The sequence below is a fragment of the Paenibacillus sp. Soil522 genome, assembly GCF_001428245.1.
Lineage (GTDB): Bacteria > Bacillota > Bacilli > Paenibacillales > Paenibacillaceae > Pristimantibacillus.
The window spans coordinates 14,853-37,284 of the sequence record NZ_LMRV01000037.1 but is presented as its reverse complement, the minus strand read 5'-3'; the positions used below and the strand labels follow the sequence as shown (position 1 = coordinate 37,284).

Annotated in this window: 17 protein-coding genes; 12 read left to right on the top strand and 5 right to left on the bottom strand. The window is 51.5% G+C overall.

Annotated features, from left to right (window positions below; all coding sequences use genetic code 11):
- The first annotated feature begins 8 nt into the window (after positions 1 to 8).
- The 5 genes from ASG81_RS11530 to ASG81_RS11510 are packed head-to-tail and all read left to right on the top strand — an operon-like array spanning position 9 to position 6,393.
- Positions 9 to 800 carry an HpcH/HpaI aldolase family protein gene (locus ASG81_RS11530; RefSeq protein WP_056633674.1) on the top strand — a complete coding sequence of 264 codons (792 nt, stop codon included), beginning with the start codon at positions 9 to 11 and terminating at the stop codon, positions 798 to 800.
- Complete coding sequence (locus ASG81_RS11525; RefSeq protein WP_056633671.1) at positions 793 to 1,998, top strand: type III PLP-dependent enzyme; 1,206 nt, start codon at positions 793 to 795, stop codon at positions 1,996 to 1,998. Before ASG81_RS11530 ends, ASG81_RS11525 begins: the two co-directional genes overlap by 8 nt.
- A 29-nt stretch (positions 1,999 to 2,027) precedes the next feature.
- Complete coding sequence (locus ASG81_RS11520) at positions 2,028 to 3,974, top strand: IucA/IucC family protein (protein WP_056633668.1); 1,947 nt, start codon at positions 2,028 to 2,030, stop codon at positions 3,972 to 3,974.
- Positions 3,971 to 5,188, top strand: a complete 1,218-nt coding sequence (locus ASG81_RS11515) for an MFS transporter (protein ID WP_056633665.1) — start codon at positions 3,971 to 3,973, stop codon at positions 5,186 to 5,188. The genes ASG81_RS11520 and ASG81_RS11515 overlap by 4 nt, the downstream gene beginning before the upstream one ends.
- Positions 5,185 to 6,393, top strand: a complete 1,209-nt coding sequence (locus ASG81_RS11510) for a type III PLP-dependent enzyme (protein WP_056633662.1) — start codon at positions 5,185 to 5,187, stop codon at positions 6,391 to 6,393. Before ASG81_RS11515 ends, ASG81_RS11510 begins: the two co-directional genes overlap by 4 nt.
- A gap of 171 nt (positions 6,394 to 6,564) precedes the next feature.
- Here ASG81_RS11510 and ASG81_RS11505 read toward each other — a convergent pair whose 3' ends face one another.
- Positions 6,565 to 7,395 carry an ABC transporter ATP-binding protein gene (locus ASG81_RS11505; RefSeq protein ID WP_056633659.1) on the bottom strand — a complete coding sequence of 277 codons (831 nt, stop codon included), beginning with the start codon at positions 7,393 to 7,395 and terminating at the stop codon, positions 6,565 to 6,567.
- 171 nt (positions 7,396 to 7,566) lie between these two features.
- On the opposite strand from ASG81_RS11505, the gene ASG81_RS11500 reads away from it, so the two are divergent.
- The 4 genes from ASG81_RS11500 (at position 7,567) to ASG81_RS11485 (ending at position 11,830) form a co-directional block, all read left to right on the top strand.
- Positions 7,567 to 8,295: a hypothetical protein gene (locus tag ASG81_RS11500; protein ID WP_056633655.1), complete on the top strand. Its 729-nt coding sequence runs from the start codon at positions 7,567 to 7,569 to the stop codon at positions 8,293 to 8,295.
- 110 nt (positions 8,296 to 8,405) lie between these two features.
- Complete coding sequence (locus ASG81_RS11495; protein ID WP_081417275.1) at positions 8,406 to 9,683, top strand: stalk domain-containing protein; 1,278 nt, start codon at positions 8,406 to 8,408, stop codon at positions 9,681 to 9,683.
- A gap of 90 nt (positions 9,684 to 9,773) precedes the next feature.
- On the top strand, positions 9,774 to 10,787 hold the full coding sequence (locus tag ASG81_RS11490; RefSeq protein WP_056633652.1) for a FecCD family ABC transporter permease: 1,014 nt from the start codon (positions 9,774 to 9,776) through the stop codon (positions 10,785 to 10,787).
- Entirely contained in the window at positions 10,784 to 11,830 is a 1,047-nt protein-coding gene (locus ASG81_RS11485; protein WP_056633649.1) for a FecCD family ABC transporter permease, read from the top strand. Before ASG81_RS11490 ends, ASG81_RS11485 begins: the two co-directional genes overlap by 4 nt.
- Before the next feature lie 138 nt (positions 11,831 to 11,968).
- Here the strand turns inward: ASG81_RS11485 and ASG81_RS11480 are convergent, their stop codons facing one another.
- From ASG81_RS11480 to ASG81_RS11465, 4 genes are all read right to left on the bottom strand, one after another.
- Positions 11,969 to 13,651: a GMC oxidoreductase gene (locus ASG81_RS11480; RefSeq protein WP_442952859.1), complete on the bottom strand. Its 1,683-nt coding sequence runs from the start codon at positions 13,649 to 13,651 to the stop codon at positions 11,969 to 11,971.
- A gap of 185 nt (positions 13,652 to 13,836) precedes the next feature.
- On the bottom strand, positions 13,837 to 15,291 hold the full coding sequence (locus tag ASG81_RS11475; RefSeq protein WP_056633644.1) for an NAD-dependent malic enzyme: 1,455 nt from the start codon (positions 15,289 to 15,291) through the stop codon (positions 13,837 to 13,839).
- Positions 15,292 to 15,400: 109 nt separating this feature from the next.
- Positions 15,401 to 16,144, bottom strand: coding sequence for a response regulator (locus ASG81_RS11470; protein WP_056633640.1), 744 nt, complete (start codon positions 16,142 to 16,144; stop codon positions 15,401 to 15,403).
- Positions 16,131 to 17,732 carry an ATP-binding protein gene (locus ASG81_RS11465; protein ID WP_056633637.1) on the bottom strand — a complete coding sequence of 534 codons (1,602 nt, stop codon included), beginning with the start codon at positions 17,730 to 17,732 and terminating at the stop codon, positions 16,131 to 16,133. The genes ASG81_RS11470 and ASG81_RS11465 overlap by 14 nt, the downstream gene beginning before the upstream one ends.
- Before the next feature lie 87 nt (positions 17,733 to 17,819).
- On the opposite strand from ASG81_RS11465, the gene ASG81_RS11460 reads away from it, so the two are divergent.
- The 3 genes from ASG81_RS11460 to ASG81_RS11450 all read left to right on the top strand — a co-directional run bounded on the left by ASG81_RS11460 (position 17,820) and on the right by ASG81_RS11450 (position 22,344).
- Positions 17,820 to 18,860 (top strand): DctP family TRAP transporter solute-binding subunit, encoded by a 1,041-nt coding sequence (locus ASG81_RS11460; protein ID WP_056633634.1) that lies wholly within the window; start codon positions 17,820 to 17,822, stop codon positions 18,858 to 18,860.
- 110 nt (positions 18,861 to 18,970) lie between these two features.
- Positions 18,971 to 20,290 (top strand): dicarboxylate/amino acid:cation symporter, encoded by a 1,320-nt coding sequence (locus ASG81_RS11455; protein WP_056633631.1) that lies wholly within the window; start codon positions 18,971 to 18,973, stop codon positions 20,288 to 20,290.
- A 290-nt stretch (positions 20,291 to 20,580) separates the two neighbouring features.
- On the top strand, positions 20,581 to 22,344 hold the full coding sequence (locus ASG81_RS11450; protein ID WP_056633628.1) for a class I adenylate-forming enzyme family protein: 1,764 nt from the start codon (positions 20,581 to 20,583) through the stop codon (positions 22,342 to 22,344).
- The last annotated feature ends 88 nt before the right edge of the window (positions 22,345 to 22,432 follow it).

Genomic DNA, 22,432 nt, shown 5'->3' with positions numbered 1-22,432 from the left:
CCGGGCGTATGTTGAAGGAGAACCGGTTGAAGCGAAAGCTGGGTGAAGGTCATCTCGTTTTCGGACTCTTTTGTTCTATTCCGTCCCCTGTTGTCGTCGAGATGATCGGTTGCGCCGATTACGATTTTGTCATTATCGATACAGAGCATGTGCTGGTTAATCCGGAAACGCTGGAACATATGATTCGGGCCGCTGAAGCGGTCGGCATTACAGCGCTTGTGCGCGTTTCCGAACCAAATCCGAAAGAAATTTTGCGGGCGCTTGACGGAGGCGCTGGGGGCATCGTCATACCATCCGTGGAGAACAAGGAGCAAGCAGAGCAAGCCGTACGAGCCTGCCGCTATTATCCGTACGGCTCAAGAAGCCTGAACGGCGGGCGGCCGGGAGCGTTCGGCAAGTATGATCTCGCTGCATATATGGAGCGGGCCAACGAAGAGATTATGGTCGTACCGATGATAGAAAGCCGGGAGGGCGTAGAGCGGGCGGACGAAATTTTATCCGTTCCCGGCGTTGATATGGTGCTTGAGGGGGCCGCGGATTTGTCGCAGTCTTATGGTGTACCTTGGCAGATGCGCTCACCGCGCGTCCGTGAGGGGCTGCTGCAGGCGCACGCCGCGGCCAAGCGGAACGGCGTGCCTTATTGTGCGATTCCGCGAGCCGCCGAAGATATCGAGGATTGGCGCGAAAGAGGGGTTCGTGCGTTCGTGCTCGGCGACGAGAGGGGCATTTCGTTCCGGGCGCTGCGCGGGCATCTTCGTACATATTCAGAATTAGCACAGAAAGGAAACGGCAATGAATAATGTGATATCGGCTAATAAAGTCGTGAATTTTATCGAGCAATGGCCGCAGACACGGGCGGAACCGGTTTGCGCGTTCATTTATGATATGCAGGCGCTGCGGGAGCATGCGGCCTTACGTGTGCAGTCGCTTCCGAAAAAGTGCCGGTTGTATTATGCGGTCAAGGCCAACTCCGATATGGAAATTTTGAAGCAGTTGTCCGGCATCGTTCATGGGTTTGAAGCCGCTTCTCTCGGAGAGATCCTTAAAATCAGGGGAGTTTCGTCAAGCGTTCCGATTTTGTTTGGGGGACCGGGAAAAACGGATTTGGAACTAGCCGGCGCGATCGACAACCGGGTCAGCCTGATACATGCGGAAAGCGTACACGAGCTGCTGCGCATCAATCTTCTCGCACAGCAGCGCGGAACGACCGTTCAGGTTCTGCTGAGGGTTAATCTCCATTCTACTCTTCCCGAAGCGACGCTTGCCATGGGCGGAAGGCCGACACAGTTCGGAATCGATGAAGAGGAAGTTCCGGATGCGATCCGCCTCGCTTTGTCGTTGCCTTCCATCAAGCTGGAAGGTTTCCATCTGCATTCGATCTCTAACAATTTGGATGCTAGGCGCCACGCTGAGCTGATTTCCTTATATTGCTCGCGCGTCCGGCAGTGGGTCGATGAATTCGGTCTGACCGTTTCCGTCCTGAATGCGGGCGGCGGCATCGGAGTCAACTATGCGGATCTGGAACAACAGTTCGATTGGGATACGTTTGCGCGCGAGCTGCAGAATGTGCTTGACGAACAGGCGTGGGACGGACTGCAGGTGCTGTTCGAGCCGGGACGGTACATAACGGCGGCTTGCGGCTGGTATGCGGCCCAGGTTATAGACATCAAGCGGAATCATGGCAAACACTACGCGATCGTCCGCGGCGGGACGAACCATTTCCGTCTGCCGGTATCTTGGCAGCACAGCCATCCGTTTGAAATCATTCCTCTTCCGCACTGGCCGTACCCTTTTCCGAGAACGGAACTGGAAGATGCTGAAGTAACGGTCGTCGGTCAGCTCTGCACGCCGAAGGATGTGCTGGCAAAAGAAGCGCGCGTTTCGCAGCTGCGGGTTGGGGACGTGATCATATTCCGTTATGCGGGAGCCTATGGGTGGTCTATTTCGCATCATGATTTTTTAAGCCATCCGCATCCCGAGCATGTGTATCTGATGTAAATGGGGCGGAGCGGTGAGAGGAGAGCCATATGATTGATCCGATAACGGTCAGGAGCGAGGGTGAGGGGCTGACGGGCATGCGAAGTAATCGCGCGCTGGCAGAGGCCTCGTCCTATGTGATGACCGATTTAGTTAACGCCTTATTGGCGGAAGGACTGCTGTCTGATGGCGGCGAAGGCCGCGCAGCAGCAGTTAACGAGCTGCCGCCGCCGCTGCGTGACGCCTGTCTTGCGAACGATATCGGCAGTCCGGAGAAGCTTATGTTCCACCGGCACGTTCGAGGGAGAGTAGATTACAGCCTCCTTATTCCGATTGAACCTTCTTACCATCAGCCGTACCTCTTTCGCGGCGGTGATGCAATCATTCAAGCGAAGGCTGCTAAGAACGGCAGCGTTACATTTAGGGCATTGGATTTGGAATCTCTATTAGAGGTGTTGGCCGAATGCTGGAACGAATTGCTTGCGGCGAAATACGATTACACGCGTTTATTTGAACAGGTTCGCCTCTCGGTACGGCAAAAGGCGTTATCACTGCAGGCGCAAACGTCAGACGGCGGAGGGCCGTCTTCATTTCCGATCCCCTTGCTGGAGCTGGAACAGAGGTCCGCGCTAAGGGATCGTCCGTTTCACCCGGCTGCAAAAGCGAAGGGCGGATGGGACGATAAAGAGTACGTCAATTACAGCGCGGAATACGGCGCGGCATTTCCGCTGCAGTGGGTGGCGTTAAGACGGGACGTCATGCTGTCCGGAGACGGCGCGGAGGGACAGGAGCCAGCCGATTTTCTTCTGTCTGCGGAAGAACGGGATAGGGTTGAGGCCGCCTTCAAACGGCTCGGCTTAAGCAGGGATAATTATGCGGCGCTGCCGGTTCACCCTTGGCAAATGGAATGGATGCTGCCCCGGGAGCTGGGGCGCGAGCTAGAGGACGGAGTATGCGTTCCGCTAGGGATTTCGGCCGGCGAATACGCCGCAACGTCTTCAGTCCGTTCGCTGGCGCCTGCAGGCGGAGGACATCATGTCAAATTGCCGCTAGGGATTGTATCGCTCGGGGCAATCCGATCGCTTCCGGCGCTTTATATGACGAACGGCGACCGGGCGCAGCGGCTGCTTAACCGGCTGCGGGCTGTTGATGAAACGCTGGCCGGGCGGCTTTTCCTATGCGATGAAACGGCTTGGTGGGCTTACATGCCCAAAGCCGGAGACTGGTTTGACGACCGGCCTCGGCATCTGTCCTGCCAGATTCGCCGGTTCCCGGAGCAGTTGCTGTCCAATCCAATGTGCCAGCTCGTACCGATGTCGGCGTTTTCTGTTTGTGAATCCGGGGCGGCAGGGCACCTGTTCGACTCTTGGATGGATTTACGAGGCATGCATCGCGGCGCGGCGGCGGCTTTGCAGCTATTTGGTGAATTATGCGGCGAATATTTGAATCTTTGTATGCGCATGCTCCGCTACGGTGTTCTGCCCGAAGTGCATGGGCAAAATGTGCTGCTTGTTCTGGAACGGGGAACGCCGGCGGGCATTGTGCTGCGCGATCACGATACGGTCCGTCTTTATATCCCCTGGCTTAATAGATTCGGCATTGCCGATCCTGAGTATATTGTTAAACCTGACCGGCCAAATTCGCTTTACAACGAATCTCCGGAGCAATTGCTGTTTTATTTGCAAACACTCGGCATTCAGGTCAATTTGTATGCGATTGCCGATTCGCTCGTCAAGTGCTACCAAATGGAAGAGGATTCGCTCTGGCAGGTGATGCGCGACTGTCTGGAGCGGGCAGTCGCCTGCGCCGGTTGGCCGGACGAGGACCGTAAAATGATAGAAAAGTTGTTGTTCGAGAAGGAAACGTGGCCGTGGAAACAAATTGTGACGCCGCTGCTGATTCAGCAGGGCGGACCGGGGGGAAGCATGCCTTCGGGAAGCGGGCAGGCTCCGAACCCGTTTATAAAACTGAGAAATCACGAGCTGACGGTAAAATGAGCGGTATTTCGAATTGGAAACGCAGCTTGCGTCTGCTGTGGGGCGGTCATTTTTTATCGATTGCCAGTCTGACGGCGATCGCCCCGTTTTTGCCCATGTATATGGAGGAAATGGGAGAGCGGGAAGACGTTTTACTATGGAGCGGACTTGCCTTGGCGGCTCCGGCTCTTTCGTATGCGCTGACGGCGCCCCTTTGGGGTAAGCTCGGAGATCGGATCGGCAGAAAGTGGATGGTCGTTCGGGCGCTTCTAGGCCTATCGGTCGTGCTTATCGCGATGGGATTCGCCCAAACGCCGGCGCAGATGCTATTGCTTCGGCTGCTGCAAGGCATGTTCGGGGGCGTTGTAGACGCCGGTGCCGCATTTGCCGGGGGCGCCGTACCGGAAAATAAACGGGGAAAAGCACTTGGGAAGCTGGAGGGAGCGGTAGCGGCCGGTTCGTTTGCGGGACCGCTGATTATCGGACTGTTCTGGGGTCTGGTCGGTTTTAACACCTTGCTTTTGCTGTTTGGGGTTTTGTTGTTGGCATGGTCGATCATTGCTGCGTTCGGTTTAAACGAAGGCGGACGGAAGCGGGAAAATATCACGAAGCCGGCGGGTGTTCTCGTTGTTCTCCGTCATCTGTTTGCCGACCGCAGGTGCAGCGCATTTATTATAGCCGGGATTTGCGCCAATATCGGGGCTTACGGCTTAGTTTCCGTATTTGCGCCCCACGTGAAGCAAATGGTGGGTGATTCAGGCCGCGCTGCAATGTGGATCGGCGTATTGCAAGGCGTAACCTGGGCCGCCTCATGGGCGGCTGCTTCCTGGTGGGGGAGGCGGAACGACACTGCCTCCGTCGAACGCAACTTCGCGTGGGCTGCCGCGCTTTGCTGTGCCGCCGTAATGCTGCAGGCGGCCGTTTCCCGTCCCGAGTGGTTAGTCGCGCTGCGATTGCTGCAGGGCTTTGGATTCAGCGCACTGCTGCAATCCGTATTTTTTGTGGTCTGCCGGACATCAAGCGCGGATAATCGGGGGACGAGCATCGGTTCGGCCAGCAGCCTTCTCGTCATCGGTCAAATTGTCGGTCCGCTGACGGGAGGGCTGGTTGCCGGATGGTTCAGCCCCGCTTTCGTCTTTATTCAATTCGGCGCGTTTTTCGGACTGGGCGCGCTTATGGTGCTGGCGGCGTCCAGGGCCGCGCTTGATTTACCGGTAAAAGGAGTAAGCAGATGAATCATATATCAGATTATATTCAAAGCTGGAAACGCAGGCATCCGGATGAACCGTTCAGCGCGTTTATATACGATCTTGCCGAGCTTAAACGCAACGCAACGCGTATCGTCGCGTCATTACCTGCCGGAGCAAAATATTTTTACGCGATTAAAGCCAATTCAGACAAAAAAATAATCGAAACTCTTCTGCCTATTGTGGACGGTTTCGAGGTCGCCTCGCTGGGAGAAGTGGAAAAAGTACGCGAAATATCCGGCAGCGCCGACATTATTTTCGGAGGTCCAGGAAAAACCGACGGTGAAATCGAAAACGCGCTGCGCCATCGGGTAGCTTTACTCCATGTCGAAAGCATAGCAGAGCTGCTTAGGACGAACTGGATTGCAGGCCGATTGGGCATAAAAGCCGACATTTTGCTGCGGGTAAATCTGCGCGGTCCGCTGCCTGCAGGCACGCTGCAAATGTGCGGCGTACCGTCGCAGTTCGGCATCGATGAAGCGGACATTCCTCAAGCGATAGAGACTGCCGGAAGCTGCCCGAACATATCGCTGCGGGGATTCCATTTTCATTCGATGTCTAATCAACTAGAAGCGCCGCTGCATGCGGCTATGGTTGGGCATTATATGGAACGTGCGCGGCTGTGGCAGACACAGTACGGCTTCGATTTGCGGTATGTAAATGCCGGCGGAGGAATCGGAATCCATTATGAGAAATTAGAAGCACCTTTCGAATGGGACACATTTGTCCGGGAGCTTGAGCATATAATCGAAAAGGAATCCGAAGGAAATGCCCCATGTCCGGAGATTTTGTTCGAATGCGGGAGATATACGGCCGCTTCTTGCGGTTATTACGCCGCGGAAGTGCTGGATATCAGGCAAATCGGGGATTCAAGCTTTGCGGTCATAAATGGAGGGCTGCATCAATTTTTACTGCCCGGGGCTTGGAAACACCGGCACCCGTTCTTCATCGTACCGGTCGACGGATGGTCCTATCCCTTGCCCAGAACTGAAATCAATGACCGTCCGGTGACAATTGTCGGGCGAATGAACAGCCCTCGCGACATTTTGACGCGTAACGAAAATGTCGCCAGACTCCGGACTGGGGATGTGATCGTATTTCCGTATGCAGGGGCTTACGGTTGGTCGATCTCCGCACACGATTTCAGCAGTCTGGAATACCCTGAGTTTTTGTATATGCCTTGGCAAGCGTAAACGGCTGTCGCCATCCTTGGTGGCAAAAGCTTGTTTCGCGGTGAAATATAAGTTTATTTATAAATGTGAAACTTATAAATTTTTATATTTTAAAATAAAGCAACCGCAACGCAGAGCGAATCGTATGACTTGCCTGCGGTTGCGGTTGCGTTTTTTTGCGGCATTGGTTACTTAGGAGAACACAAGGTTAGCCGGTTGCGGTTCCGGAATTTCGACAGTTCTGCCTTTTCCGTAAGGGATACACATCGGAGTGCCGAATATCGGATCGGGAATAATTTTGCATTTCATTGCGAAAACGGCTTCGATCATGTCGGCCGTCACGATTTGTTCGGGTGCCCCTTCGGCAAAAATCCGTTGATTTTGAATCGCAACGATGTTATGGGCATACCGGCAGGCCAAATTGATGTCATGCAGCACCATGATGATGGTTCTCTGTTCGGTTATGTTCAACTGGTACAACAGGTCGAGCACCTCGATCTGATGGGTCAAATCCAGATAAGTGGTCGGCTCATCCAGCAAAATAATGTCTGTTCCTTGCGCGAGCGTCATTGCGATCCAGGCTCTTTGACGTTGTCCGCCGGACAATGAATCGACGGTCCGCTCGGCCAAATCTGACATACCCGTAACTTCAAGCGCCTCCCGCACCATCCGCTCATCTTCACGGGACCACTGCTGCAGCCAGCTTTGATAGGGGTAACGGCCCTGTTTCACAAGCTGGAGTACAGTTAGCCCTTCAGGAGCGTTCGGCCCTTGCGGCAATAGCGACATTTGTTTGGCAACTTGTTTGGTCGGAAGGGAGGCGATATTATGACCATCGAGGATTACAGCTCCGGTTTGGGGTTTGAGCAGACGCGCCATCGACCTTAAAAGCGTTGATTTTCCGCAGCCGTTTCCGCCAATGAACACCGTTATTTTTCCTTTTTGAACGGTAAGATTTAATTCTTGGAAAATGTATTGATTGCCGTAAGACAGGGTCAAATTTTTCGCTTCTAACGCGGCCATCTGCAATCAGCTCCTTATGAGTGGCGATTGATTCAGTTTAAATTGTATGGGATGAAAAAGCGCCTGTCAACGAATTTGATAATCATTATCATTTTTATATTGATAATTATTATCATTTATTCTAAAATAGAATTTGTTGAATTTTACATAACGATGGGGAGGGAATCTCGAGTGAGGCAATTGTACGTAATGGCTGTCCTTGTATGCATATTCATTTTGGCCGGATGCGGCTCGGAATCCGATAATAAGGAAGCTTTGGGAATCCATAAGGCAACGACGGTTACCAACGATTCCGGGTCAAGCACGAATGACGGAGAGAATAAGGAAGAAAAGACAGATGAATTGCAAGCGAAAGAGGCGGAAACAGCAGCAGAAGTAAAAGAAGTCGAAGAAGCAAAAGCGGCAAAAGAAGCAAACGAAGCGAACGAAGTGAAAGAAACCGCTAAAAAAGAGGAAAAAGAAGAACTCAAACCATCCAAACAAACCCAAGAGGTTAAAAAAGCGATTGCAGCGAATAAAGCGGCAAATGCGGCTGTAGGCGGCTCGATCATGAATAAAAATGAGCCGGATGCACCTGCCGTAAAAGATACGGACAAAGCCGGAATAGAGAAAGCTGTGAAGGAGATCAGGTCGCTTGCGAAAGATTTAAAGCAACAGGCTGAAGGCGGCGATACCGCAGAAGTAAAAGCGATTGCCGGCCAAATCATTCAGGCTTGGGATGCCGTGAAATCCGATATTAAAGCAAGCGCTGCGGATATGTACCCGTTTCTTGACGAGAAAATAACGAAGCTGGCCGAACAAACAAATGCGGAAGAAATCGATTTGGAAGCGGTCATACAGATTGACTATCAAATCTATCAAGGGTTCAGACAATTAGCCGAAAAGCTGGGCATTGAATAATGGATTAAATCGAAAAATCTGCACTTGACAGATAGAAACGATAGTTATATAGTCATAGATGAAAATGATTATCATTGTCAAATACATATAATAAGAGGAGAGAGTAAGTAATGGTTAAATCGATGTACCGGTATTTAGCATTAACGCTTGCAATTATTCTAGCATTCGGAGCGGTTCCTTTTACTGCGGCCGCCAAAGCCGCGATCGCCGTCGTCTTGGATGGTAATAAGATTTCTTTTGACGTGCCGCCTCAGATCATAAGCGGCCGTACGGTAGTTCCTTACAGAACGTTGGCCGAAAAAATCGGAGCCAGCGTAACATGGGATCAAAAAGCCGGAAAAATAACGGTACTTAAGGGGAAAAAGACTGTCGTGCTTACCGTGAACAGCAAAGTAGGCATGGTAGACGGTAAGGCGGTCGCCATGGACGCTGCGCCTGTCATCCAAAACGGTCGGACGCTTGTCCCGCTTCGATTCCTTGGAGAGTCGCTCGGTCTGTGGGTAAGCTGGAATGCAGCCGCAAAAACAGTTTCGATCGAGAGCAAAAAGACAATCACCCATGCAATGGGGAAAACGACTTTAAACAGCGTTCCGCAGCGTGTAGTCGTATTGTTTAACGGAATGGTGGACATTTCATTAACACTGGGCGTTAAACCGGTGGGCGCGGTAGAATCATGGGTCCAACAGCCATGGTACCACTACTTGAGAGCGGATATGGGCGGCGTTAAAAACCTCGGTGGCGAATTTCAGCCGAATATGGAAGCGATTGTCGCATTGAAACCGGACTTGATTATCGGATCCAAACTGCGTCATGAAAAGATTTACGACCAATTATCCAAAATCGCCCCGACGGTCATGACAACAGATGTCTTTGATTGGAAAACGAACATGGAAATTGCGTCACAAGCTTTGAACAAACAGGATGAAGCCGCTGCTTTTATGGCAGATTGGAATAAACGGGTCGCGAAGTTCAAATCGAAAATGGGCGACAGACTCAAAACCGAAGTATCTATCATTCGATTCCAACCCGACGGAAGCGCGCGGTTTTATGTCACCGGATTTGCGGGCACGATCCTGCAGGAGCTTGGCTTGGCCCGCCCTAAAGCCCAGCAAGTCGAAGGGAAGGTCGTCGTTGGCTTAAGCTCGAAAGAGCAGATTCCAATGCTGGACGGAGATGTTATATTTGATATTACGTCCGACTGGGCCGGTGATGAAAAATCGTTCAAATCGCAGCAGGACTGGACGTCCAATCCGCTCTGGAAGAACTTGAAGGGCGTTAAAAACGACAAGTATTACAAAGTAAACGACATCACTTGGAATATGTCCGGCGGTGCGACGGCAGCTAAAATGATGATGGATGATCTGTATTTCTATTTCGATTTGGAGTAGTACGGAATAAGCAAGGAATCATATAAGCGGCATAAAAGAATGGGCGATTGCGCTCATTCTTTTATGCGTATTGAGACTGGAGAGAGGTAAATGGGGAACGTTTTACCGGGGGTTGCCGCCAAAAGTCTGGGGATTGTTATCGGAGCCCTCCTGCTGATTGCTTGCATTTACTCAAGTATCGCTCTTGGCGCGACAAAGGTAGGGTTCAGCGACGTCGTTCAATCGTTTACACATTACGATGAAAGCTCGAACAATCAAATTATTATCAAAACTTCCCGAATGCCGAGAGCGTTAATCGCGGCTGCCATCGGAGCAAGCCTGGCAATTGCCGGGGCACTTATCCAGGCCATTACAAGAAATCCGCTGGCGGACCCGAATGTGCTCGGCATCAACTACGGTGCGTCTTTTTTTATTGTCTTTGCGATTACCGTGTTGTCCGTCTCATCGACTTCTTCATTAATGTGGATTTCTTTTTTAGGGGCGGTGGTCGGAGCGGCTGCTGCTTACCTGCTTGGGTCGATCGGCCGGGACGGATTGACGCCGTTAAAAATCATTTTGGCGGGTGCGGCATTAAGCGCTTTATTCTCTTCCTTTACACAAGGCATGCTTGTCCTTGACGAGCAAGGCTTGAACGATGTGCTGTTCTGGTTAACGGGCTCTATTGCGGGACGGACGATGGAAATGCTGTCCGCTGTTTGGCCTTTCATGGCTGTCAGTTGGATAGCCGCGCTGCTTATCGCAAGGCATATCAATGTATTAACGATGGGGGAAGATGCAGCCAAAGGGCTGGGACAGCGAACGCTGGCAGTGAAAATTGCGGCCGGAGCGATTATCGGTATACTTGCTGGATGTTCGGTTGCCATTGCGGGCCCGATCGGTTTTATTGGAATGGTCATCCCGTATATAGCCCGTTTTTTTGCCGGTATCGATTATCGTTGGATCATTCCGTACAGTGCCATACTTGGAGCGATCCTGCTTCTTCTTTCCGATATTGCGGCCCGGTTCATCGTCATGCCGGAAGAGCTTCCGGTCGGCGCCGTAACGGCGATCGTTGGAATCCCCTTCTTCATCTACGTTGCGCGAAGGGGGCTCGAAAAATCATGAAGCATTTTTCTCTGCTTCGTTCAGGCAAACTGCCGGTTTCGATATTGCTCCATAAAAAAACGTTCTCGATTACGGTCGCATTAGTTCTGGCCAATTTGGCGGTTCTTATCGTAAGCACAGGCTTGGGTGATATGAACATTGGCCCGATTGACGTCCTGAAGACGATCTTAGGTAAAGGGACCGACGACCATACTATTGTTATCCATACATTGAGATTGCCGCGCATTATTGCCGCCTTTTTGGTCGGAGCATCGCTTGCCGCGGCGGGAGCGATTCTGCAAGGCGTGATCCGTAACCCTCTCGCTTCTCCGGATCTCATAGGGATTACGAGTGGAGCGTCCGTCGCGGCGGTTGCATTCATTACCTATTTTTCAGAGACGGTCAGCATCAAATGGCTCCCGGTCGCAGCCATGATTGGGGCCGGAATCACGTCGATGATCATCTATTTACTGGCATGGAAGAAAGGTGTTTCGCCGATCCGTCTTGTGCTCATCGGAATCGGTATGAATTTTTTACTCGTATCGTTAACGAAAGTAATGCTCGTATTAAGTCCGATTTATTCGTCAAGCGAAGCATACATATGGTTAACCGGAACGGTTTATGGAACTAGCTGGGAAATGGTATGGGCGCTGCTTCCCTGGACGGTTTTCTTTATACCGCTCGCAATGGCAAATGCGCGCAACGTGAATGTTCTGCAGCTTGGCGACGATGTTGCGGCGGGCGTAGGCAGCGCCGTACAGCGCCAGCGGTTCGTATTGATGTGGATTAGTGTGGCGCTTGCCGGCAGCGCAGTCGCCGTAGGCGGCGGGATCTCGTTCATTGGCCTAATCGCACCGCACATGACCCGTAGAATGATCGGCCCTTCATTCGGAGGCGTACTGCCCGTTTCCGCATTAATCGGCGGCCTCATTGTAGTCGTTGCGGATCTGATCGCAAGAACGGCTTTTATTCCTTATGACATTCCTGTAGGCGTCTTTACCGCAGGAGTGGGCGCGCCATTCTTCATTTATTTGCTATATCGGAACCGAAATTCCCAGTCATAGCATTACACCTTCGTGGTTTAAATAAAGTAGTGGAGCGAGAGGAAGTCTATATGGCTATTAAAGGCCGGCCGGGATTCGTACCGCTGGAGAAAAGGAGAGGTTTCCCGGGAAATCGGGTACCTCTCCTTTTATTATCATTTAAAGTTGAAGTCTCCGTGCAATGTGATCGGCTGTCCGAATGGCGAGCGCAATCGTCGTCAACGTTTGATTTTCGGCTCCAGTGTCAGGTAAGGCGCTGTTATCGGCCACATAGAGACCGGATATGCCGTGGATTTGACCGTATTGGTCAGCGACTGAAACAGCAGGGTCATCTCCGATTCGGCATGAGCCCGCATCATGATGCAAATCCCCGAGAGGGGTCAGACAAATGGGCGGTCTGCCGCCCTCGGAATTAAGACGTATGCCTGCACTAGCGGCTATACGTCTTATCCCGTCCGACATTTGGCGAACGACTGCCCAATCGGCTTCACTTAAGGAAAAATGCACCTGTATTTCAGGGATCCCATAATCGTCTACTTTGTACGGATCCAGCGTAATCCGGTTCTCGTATCTGGATTCGACCTTGCCATAGCCATATAAGTTGACAGTTGTTATGCCCGTTAGCGGCCTTTCTACAGCAACAGGGTACCAATAGAAAGCTTCCGGTCCCGTCATCAGTACGGAGTACGGATTTTCCGGCGTTTGTTGAATCATGATGTTCAGGGGGCCCCATGGGATTGGGAAATCAGCAGTGCTTATCGTTCCTGTGGCTTGCACAAAGGTTTGATTCGTGAAATAGTGCCCCAGCGCCGGGTTCTGAATGCCCGAATATAGCAGCAGGCGCGGCGTTTCAAAGGTACTTGCGCAACAAACAACCGTTTTGGCTTTTATCATGTAAGCGGTTTTATCCGGAGACATAACCTTGACGCCGGTAACTTTGCTATTATCATGGATAATCTGCACGGCGCGTGAGTTGATCGCCAAATCGAACGGACCCAGATTGAGCGCCTTGGCGAGCAGGGAAATAGAACTCGTGAACATGTCGGTATGAATTTGTCCAAAGGACTGCGGCACAATATCGGCCGCGAGCGGAAGGGGCGATGCCTTGGAATAACCGCGCATCCACAGCCGCTCCAGTAATATTGCCGTGAAAGAAGAGCCCTCTGCAAAGGACTTTGTCACATTCATGACTTCCTCGGCAACGCCATAGTAGCTCTCCATCTCATGAATCGGGATAGGCCATTTCGCTAAATCCCATTCGTGCATCCGGGGCGTAAAGGTATACCAGAATAACGTTCTGCCTCCCAGCGCAAAAAGCTGCCTTGCTCCCGGATATTCCGGATCGGCGCCGGGCAGCGGTTTGGATAAATGCGTAAAATACGCGATTAGCCGCTCTTGATTCATCGTCGACAGGTTTCGGGCTTGCGTCGGAATGTACTGGTCTCCCCGTTCAATAATGCCAATCCGTTTCCCTTGCTGTTTCAACTGCTCGCATAATCTCCAAAGGACGGCTCCCCCGCCGGCTCCGGTGCCGATAATGAGAACATCATATTCGTTTTGAGCCATTTCCTCCAAAGGTGTGAGGGGAATCCAGTTATTAAGCGGTTCTGTAGGAACGGTCGGACAAGTCGGAAGAGGACTTCCAGACATAGCGCCCGGATCGATTCTTAGGTCTGGTTCTACTACGGAAGGAAGATATACAGGCTGGCCTGTAATGACTTGATCGGGATGTGCAATATGTTGATTGAACATGAATAGCTCTTCAATGGAAAACTGGTGTTTATTTGCGATTGTTCTGAGTGTGTCATGCCCGTTAGAAATCCATATTCTCAATAAAGTCACTCCCATCCAAATGGCAAGAAAGCATAGCCTATCAACGTATATCGGTCCTATTTATACTTTAATGCAGAGACAGCAGTTTTTATGCCGGATAATACCGTGCCTGTTTTATTGCGCAAAAAAATAAGCCGTCCCAGGTTTATGACCGTTGGGACAGCTTATTTGCCGCCAAGGATGGCGCCAGCCGTTTACGCTTGTGTGATTGGAACCTTGACGGTAGACGGCTGCAATCCCCGTTCCCGTCTCCTTGCGACGCCTGAAGCGTATGCGGCTTTGATGACCGCTTCTTTTACTTTCTCGGCGACATGCGGATTAAACACGCTTGGGATAATGTAATATTCATTCAGCTCATCCTCGGTAACGACCGAAGCGATAGCATGGGCGGCAGCCAGCTTCATCTCCTCTGTGACGCGGGAGGCGCGGCAGTCCAGCACTCCCCGGAACAATCCAGGGAAGCAAAGCACGTTGTTGATCTGATTCGGGTAATCCGAACGTCCGGTCGCCATTACACGCACAAGCCCTTCAGCTTCTTCAGGCGCAATTTCCGGCGTCGGGTTAGCCATAGCAAAAACGATCGGATCCTTCGCCATCTTGCGAATATCGTCTGCTTTCAAGACGCCAGGCGCGGAAACGCCGATGAATATATCGGCTCCCGTAATCACGTCGGATAGCGATCCCTGCTCGTGTTCCGGGTTCGTGTGCCCTGCATACCAATTCCATGCCGCATGCTCATAGACCCGGGAGCCTACAAGCGCACCTGCGCGATCGACGCCAATAATGTTGGTGACCCCTGCGGCAAGCAAAATTTTGGTGCAGGCGATTCCGGCCGCACCGACGCCGTTAAGCACGACTTTGCAATCCTGCAGCCTTTTTCCCGCGAGCTTCACCGCATTCAAGATGCCGGCCAGCAGCACAACGGCTGTACCATGTTGATCATCGTGGAAAACCGGAATATCGAGCTCCTCGATCAGCCGTTGTTCGATTTCAAAGCAGCGCGGGGATGAGATGTCCTCCAAATTAATTCCGCCGAAGGCCGGCGCGATCCGTTTGATCGTAGCGATGATTTCTTCTGTATCCTGCGTATCGAGGCAAATCGGGAAGGCATCCACGCCTGCCAATTGCTTGAATAGCATTGCTTTTCCTTCCATGACCGGCATAGCCGCGAGAGGGCCGATATTACCGAGCCCGAGCACCGCCGTACCGTCCGATACAACGGCAATCGTATTCCGTTTAATCGTCAATGTATGCGCACGGCTAGGATCTTCATGGATGGCCATGCTGACGTTCGCAACGCCAGGCGTATAAACTCGTGAAAGATCGTCTCTCGTCTTAATGGTCATCTTTGGCGTTACTTCAATTTTTCCGCCCAAATGCATGAGAAACGTCTGATCGGACACCTCAAGCACGCGCACGCCGGGCAGTTTATTTAATGCGCTTACAATTAACTCTTTGCGAAGCGTTTCGGAAATATTGACGGTCAAATCCCGAATCGTCGTCGTCTTGCTCGTACCGCTCACATCGACGGCGACGATATCGCCGCCAGATGCGCCAATCGCAGTGGCGATTCTCCCGAACGTCGTGCTGTCCTTGTCCATTTCCAAGCGAAGTACTATGTTGGTGCTTGCAGATGCCGGCATTGCCATGTAGACCACACTCCCGTTCAACGATATCTATAATTGATTCCCTTTATGTTATCGTTTACATGAGAGAGTGGGAAGCTTTTGGCCATAATGTTATTTTTGTTCATATTGGTCACAGCTTCCGCACATACCGGTTAACGGGCCGGCCGACGCCGCCGTAATTGATTTCCAGCTTGACGAGCCCCGTCTTCTCGAGATAGTCCAAGTAACGCCTGGCAGTTACGCGGGCAATTCCGACGGCTGCTGCTGCCTCCTCCGCCGATAAACCCCCGTCGTGCAGCCGCATGGCATGCAGCACCTGATTCAGCGTGACGGCATTCAAGCCTTTGGGCAAATCATCCTGTTCGTATGTGAGGGCATCCTTCGTTTGAAGGGCTCCAGCATTGACGGTATACCCTGATGCGCCCGCGGTATGCAGCAAGCGGTCCAAATCGTCCTGCGTGACAGGCGGGACTTCCGTCCAAGCATCATGCTGCAAGCGGTAGCGCTCCAACGTTTGCTTAACCCGTTCCAGCTTAAATGGTTTTATAATATAGTCGAATGCGCCGTGCCTGAGCATGGTGCGTATCGTTTCCGCATCCTTGGCCGCTGTAACAGCGACCACATCGACCGGCAGCGCCATGGTCCGCAGCTTCTGCAGCGTTTCGATACCGCCGAGTGAAGGCATGAACACATCGAGGAAAACCAGGTCTGGCGACAGCTCGCGAACAAGCTGCAGCCCGTCATTACCGTTTCCGGCGACACCGACGACTTGAAAGCCTTGCACCTGCTCGATGAACTGTTTATTAACCTCTTGAACCATCGGATCGTCTTCAATTAATATAACCTTGAATATCGGTTTATCATTCACTTTCATTTTGAAGCCCCCCTGTCATCGAAAACGAAATCTCCATCGAAGTGCCGCGGCCAAGCTCCGATTCGCAACGCAGCTGGCCGCTTCCTTTTCTGACGATGCCTTGCAGCAAATAAAGTCCGATCCCGCGATCTTTGCTCTCCTTGGTCGAAAAACCGCGCTCCAGCATCGATGCTTTTGTAACGTCTGTCATTCCGCAGCCATTATCCTCCACGAGGATAGAGAGCAGCTCTTCATTTTGCTCCAGGCTTACATAAACTTCTTTACGCTCCCGCTTTGCTTCGGCCAAAGCGTCAAAAGCATTCTCGATCAAGTTGCCGAGCAGCAGAACGAAATCGTGATGATCCAGCAGGGGAGGGAACCGTTTCAGCACGCTGTGCGGATCGATCTGCACGTGAATGCCGAGCTCTTTGCCGCGGCTGATTTTACCGAGCAGCAGCCCGGCGAGACTGTCATCCGCAATGTTTTCCTGCATAAACCTTGTAATCCCTTCCTGCTGCTCAGCTATATCGTACACATATTGAAGCGCTTGATCTTTTTTGTCCAGCTGAATTAGTCCGGCAATGGTGTGAAGCTTGTTGCTGTGTTCATGGTTTTGAACCCGGAGCGCATCAACGAATTCGCGCACCCCGGTCAGCTCCTCCGCCATCCTTGCCACTTCCGTGCGGTCCTGGAAAATCGCAATGGCGCCTACAGTCGTTCCCTGCTCACGAATGGGGATACGGTTGCTCCATATAAGCGTGTTGCCGATCCGCAGCTCTTGATTGAGCACGGGCCGCTCAAGCTCCATCACCTCAGGCAGCCGGGTATCAGGCAGCACGTCCCGAATGGAACGGCCGACGGCATCCTGCTCCACGCCGAATATTTGTTTGGCACGCTCGTTAAAAATCGTTATCGTCTCGCTGCGGTCGATAGCGATTACACCCTCGTGCATGGCTTGAAAAGCTGCGCTTCGCTCCCTGTACATACGGGCGATCTCCTGCGGCTCCAAATTGTACATCTGCTTTTTGATATGACGGGCAAGCAGCGCGGAACCGAAAATGCCGAAAAGCAGGGAGAGCAGAGAGGTGAGCGCGATCGATTGCCGCTCTTCCGCGATGAGCTCTTTAAGCCCGGGCAGCAGTCCGCCCGCTACGATGACGCCAATCTGCATATGCTGCTCGTTCATAACCGGCACGAAGGCGCGCAGACCGACGCCGGCCTCTCCTATTACTTTGGATACATACGTGTGCTCCGCAAATGCCGCATCCGCGTCGGTCGCGTTAAAGGTTCCGCCGATCTTCTCCGAGAGCGGATGGGAAAGTCTCGTCCGATTCATATCAAGTACGACGATATAAGCAACGTTATTAATAATCCGAATGTTATCCGCTACCGGGGCAATCTGCCGCGAACTGTCCGGCTGTCCAATGTTCTGCCTGATATTGGGCAGATTGGCGACTGTCCGAGCCGTAATCATCAGTCGCTGCCGCAGCTCGTCCTCTTTGATTCTGGTTACGCTGCCGATTACGACGACACCGCCGATCAGTAGGGAGAAGAGCACCAGTCCAAACGATAAAATGACGATTTTCCAATAAATGCGCAATTGATTCAAGGACGGCTGCTCTCCTTCCGGGCTTTAGTTTACGATTTGTCTCTATTGTGAAATAATGATCGTAAAATAGCAACTGGGAGGTGTACGGTGAAAACGTGGATAGGCATTGGCTTGTTTATTGTGCTCGGGATGTTTGCGGCTTTCATGATCGGGTTCCGGCCGCATTTTGCAGACTCGCTGCCGATAGATGACGAGCAGAGAGGGCTGAAGGATCGTATTATTATCAAATTCAGCCATATCGTTGCCGAAAACACGCCCAAAGGCCTCGCTGCCGCGCATTTTGCAAGGCTCGTGAAGGAGCTGAGCGATGACCGAGTGGAAATCCAGGTGTTTCCGAACGGGATGCTGTATTCCGGAGATACGGAATTCGCGGCGCTGCAGAGCGGAGCCATTCAAATGATCGCGCCTTCGTTCTCGAACATGAGTGTGGTCGATCCGGCGTGGCTGGCGATGGATTTACCGTTTGCTTTTGCGGATCAGCAGGCCGTGGACGCTGCTCTGCAAGGCGAGCTTGGGCGGCGTTTGCTCGGAACGCTTAACGCTCACAAGGTGCAGGGAGCAGCCTTTTGGGCGAACGGGTTCAAACAGATGACGAGCAGCGTGCGGCCGCTTCAGGTTCCGGACGATTTCCGCAGCCAGACGTTCCGCATCCAGCCGAGCCAAATGCTTGTTAGCCAATTTCAAGCGCTTGGCGCGTCAACCGTCAAAATTCCGTTCAACGAGACATACGGTATGTTAAAGGACAGGGCTGCAGACGGGCAGGAGAATACGATATCGAATATAGCAACCAAGCGTTTGTATCAAGTACAAAATTATATGACAATCAGCAATCACGGCTATTTGGGTTATGTGGTGCTGTTCAACAACAGGTTCTGGGCGGACCTTCCTCCGGATGTACAAAGGCTTCTGGAGCAAGCGCTGGAGGAGACGACCGCATGGCTCCATCAAGAGGCCGCTTCGATGCATGCGAAGCAGCTTCGCGAGCTGAAGGAAATCGGCGGGCTTACGATTCATGTGCTCACGGAAGAGGAAAGACAGCAGTGGATTCGCAAGCTGGAGCCGCTGTACGATCAATATGAGCAGACAATCGGCAGCGAGCTCATGAGCGAAATCGGAAGACCAAAATAACCAAAACGAACAATATGACCGCATGCTTGTTTGGAAGCGGTTTCTCTCCTATTATGAGGGCAGAAGCAAAATAAAAGCGTTTTCAAAAAAACGAAAGCGAGGCTGCCCTCATGCGATTTAAGTTAAATTTGAGAAACCTTACTGTACAAGTCGTAATTGCCATTATTCTTGGTATACTGTTCGGACACTTCTTCCCGGCAAACGGGGAACAAATGAAAATACTTGGTGACGCTTTCATCAGGTTGATCAAAATGGTCATTGCGCCGATCGTATTTTTCACGGTTGTGAACGGCATTGCCAATATGGGCGACATGAAAAAGGTCGGCCGGATCGGCGGCAAAGCGCTGTTGTATTTTGAGATCGTAACGACGGCTGCGCTCGCGATCGGTCTAGTCGTTGTCAATCTGGTCAAACCGGGAGCGGGGATTGATGCCGGCGCTGCGAAGGGCGATATTTCCAAGTACACGGATGCTGCGGCGGAACCCGGCCATAGCATTACAGACTTCCTGTTGAACATTATTCCGGATAATGTCGTAGGAGCGATGGCGGCGGGCGAGCTGCTGCCGATTCTGGTCTTTGCGATTTTGTTCGGGCTTTCTTTAACGGCAATGGGCGAGAAGGCTCAGCCTGTAATCGCTTTGTTCGATAAGCTATCTCATGCTTTCTTCGGTATCGTGAACATGATCATGAAGGTGTCGCCGATCGCCGCTTTTGGTGCGATGTCCTACACGATCGGCAAATTCGGAATCGGCTCGCTGTTGTCGCTCGGCAAGCTGATGGGTTCGGTTTATCTCACAATGGCGCTCTTTATCATCGTGGTGCTGGGATCGATCGCTCGTGCTTATGGATTCAGCATCTTTAAGTTTATTCGTTACATTAAAGAAGAAATTTTGCTCGTGCTCGGCACTTCTTCCTCGGAATCGGCTTTGCCGAGGTTGATGGATAAGCTGGAGAAATACGGCTGTTCCAAGTCGGTTGTAGGTCTTGTCGTTCCTACCGGCTATTCCTTCAATCTGGACGGCACCTCGATTTACTTGTCGATGGCTGCGTTGTTCGTAGCGCAAGCCTCCGGCGTAGATATGACGATCTGGCAGCAGCTGACACTGCTCGGCGTACTCATGCTTACCTCCAAGGGAGCGGCGGGCGTAACAGGCTCCGGCTTTATTACGCTGGCGGCAACGCTGGCGGCGTTCCCGAGCATTCCGGTTGCAGGAATGGCTCTGCTGCTCGGGGTCGACCGCTTCATGTCGGAAGCCCGTGCGATTACGAACTTGATCGGGAATGGCGTAGCCACTGTCGTCGTAGCCAAAATGGAAAAGGAGTTCCATCCGGAGGGAATGCAGGCAGCGGATGAACCGGTTGATTATAGCGAGCTTTCGTCAACGGGAGCAGCTGTAAGCCATGTCAAGACGACTACGAATCTAGGGTAATGAAGCAATGGAATAGAATAGATTGGAAGAAGAAGACACTGGTCGAATCAGACCCGTGTCTTTTTTTTGTATGTCCGGTTGCAGCGAATAGAGAGTCCGCAGCATAATTTGTTCTTTATTAAGAACTAAATTGATGATATATTAGATCTATAAGTTTGGTTTTATAGGTTTACGGGTTATTTTTTTTACATTTTGTTCGTTAAGAAGAATATTGTGCGTATAGGGGTTAGCGAGATATACCATCGTTAAAGCCGGGTGCCGTTATTTTGCGATTGCGGGGGTTAAGATAAATGAAAAATAAGAATGTATTTAACAAAGATACGATTCCCTATTTGCTTCAAAAAAGAGCAGCCGAATCCCCTCATGATGTCGCGTACAGCTTTCCGGCTGTCTCACAGCATCATACATGGTCGAAGATTTGGGAAGAGGCCCGCCTTCTGGCCAAAGGCTTCTTGCGGCTGGGCATTAAGAAGGGCGACACCATCGCGCTGCTTATGCCGGGCAGGATAGAAATGATTATTTCGATGTATGCTGCCGCTTGTACCGGCGCTGTCATCGTTCCGCTTAATACATACTCCAAGAAGCAGGAGCTTCAACATTATTTGAAGGACGCTCGTCCTACAGCCATGATCATGGGGAAGGAGGGTCATCATATTCATTATCCTGCCATGATGCAGGAAATAATAACGGATTGCAGGAAAGCGGGAATGGATAGCGACTGGCTCCCGGAGCATATTTTTATACTGGAAGAAGCGGGCCGGGCGGCCGGGCCCTTCCAGCCTTTCTCGGCATTGAGAGCGCTCGGCGCAGCCGTGGAGGAGAACATATTTTTACATGCATGCACAGCCATTGCCCCAATGGACCCTCTCATCTTACTTTATACCTCGGGCACGCTCGGCCTTCCGAAGGGTGTTTTGCGTTCCACTGCTTCCTTCTTAATGACTGCAAATCATGCAGAGGAACCGCGGAGAGGCACGTCCTTGCTCATGAGACTAAGCGATAGGATCACCCGTTTTTTTTCGGTTATGAGCCTGCTGCCCTTATATCATTTAGGAGGGTTTGCGATTCTGTTTACAGGACTGAAGGCCTATAATATCCGCATTGTCATGCTCAGCCACTTTAACCCTTTGAACGCTTTATCCGCCGTTGAGAAGGAAAATTGCAGAGTGCTCTTAGGGACTCCGTCTATGATCCAGCAAATGCTTTCGTCCCCGAAGAAGGACGAGTTTAATTTGCGATCGCTGCTCGGCGTAACTTTTACATCAGCGGCGGTGAACCATACTATTTTGCAAAAAATGATAAAAAACTTGGATCTCTACTTTTTTATGGTGAGCTACGGCTCCTCGGAAGCCGGCTCAGTCGCGAATGGAATCTGTTTTATTAACCGCAAAAATAACGTTGTATTACGGCTCGTTTATGAAATGCTGAAGCATACGAATCTTTTAAGCGGGTTAATTCCATATAAGGAATTTGAAAAAGGGACCTACAGCATTGGCGGAAAGGTCGATAAGGTTGTAGAGGTGAAAATATTGAATCCGGAAACCGGGGAGACGATGCCTCCTCATGAGCATGGTGAAATTGCGATTCGAAGCCACCGGGTCATGCGCTATACGAACGAGTCCCACGATAGGGCCAGCATTACCGCAGACGGATGGTACAAATCCGGAGATTTAGGATTTCTGGATGACCGGGGAAACTTAACGATTACCGGCAGGCTGAACAGGCTCATTTCCCGCTGCGGCGAAAAAATTTCACCGGTAGAAATTGAGCATGCGCTGCTGCGGCATAAGGATGTGGAGGAAGCGCTCGTGCTTGGCGTGCCGGATGAGCTTTACGGGGAACAGATATGTGCCTGCATCGTCGCCAGGCAGGGAGCGAGCCTAACCTCCGACCAGCTGAAAAATGATATGGCAAAGCATTTATCTGCCTTTAAGCTGCCGCGTTATTTTGTGTTTCTTCCCGCATTCACGCTCTCGCCGACCGGAAAGATCTCAATTGCCGAAATGAAAACATTGGTGCTGAACGGGACAAGAGAGCTGCGGAAACATGCGTAAATACTAACCGGGAGAAGAAAGAACGTTATTTTTTATGAAAAACTCCATAAAAACCCTTGTTTGAGTATAACTGTAAATATATTTTTTC

Coding starts and splice junctions, on each gene's coding strand:
- ASG81_RS11505 (WP_056633659.1), bottom strand. CDS start 7,395: ATGGCCGCGTTAGAAGCGAAAAATTTGACCCTGTCTTACGGCAATCAA.
- ASG81_RS11470 (WP_056633640.1), bottom strand. CDS start 16,144: ATGAAAGTGAATGATAAACCGATATTCAAGGTTATATTAATTGAAGAC.
- ASG81_RS11530 (WP_056633674.1), top strand. CDS start 9: ATGTTGAAGGAGAACCGGTTGAAGCGAAAGCTGGGTGAAGGTCATCTC.
- ASG81_RS11475 (WP_056633644.1), bottom strand. CDS start 15,291: ATGGCAATGCCGGCATCTGCAAGCACCAACATAGTACTTCGCTTGGAA.
- ASG81_RS11455 (WP_056633631.1), top strand. CDS start 18,971: ATGCGATTTAAGTTAAATTTGAGAAACCTTACTGTACAAGTCGTAATT.
- ASG81_RS11490 (WP_056633652.1), top strand. CDS start 9,774: ATGGGGAACGTTTTACCGGGGGTTGCCGCCAAAAGTCTGGGGATTGTT.
- ASG81_RS11510 (WP_056633662.1), top strand. CDS start 5,185: ATGAATCATATATCAGATTATATTCAAAGCTGGAAACGCAGGCATCCG.
- ASG81_RS11485 (WP_056633649.1), top strand. CDS start 10,784: ATGAAGCATTTTTCTCTGCTTCGTTCAGGCAAACTGCCGGTTTCGATA.
- ASG81_RS11495 (WP_081417275.1), top strand. CDS start 8,406: ATGGTTAAATCGATGTACCGGTATTTAGCATTAACGCTTGCAATTATT.
- ASG81_RS11520 (WP_056633668.1), top strand. CDS start 2,028: ATGATTGATCCGATAACGGTCAGGAGCGAGGGTGAGGGGCTGACGGGC.
- ASG81_RS11450 (WP_056633628.1), top strand. CDS start 20,581: ATGAAAAATAAGAATGTATTTAACAAAGATACGATTCCCTATTTGCTT.
- ASG81_RS11525 (WP_056633671.1), top strand. CDS start 793: ATGAATAATGTGATATCGGCTAATAAAGTCGTGAATTTTATCGAGCAA.
- ASG81_RS11515 (WP_056633665.1), top strand. CDS start 3,971: ATGAGCGGTATTTCGAATTGGAAACGCAGCTTGCGTCTGCTGTGGGGC.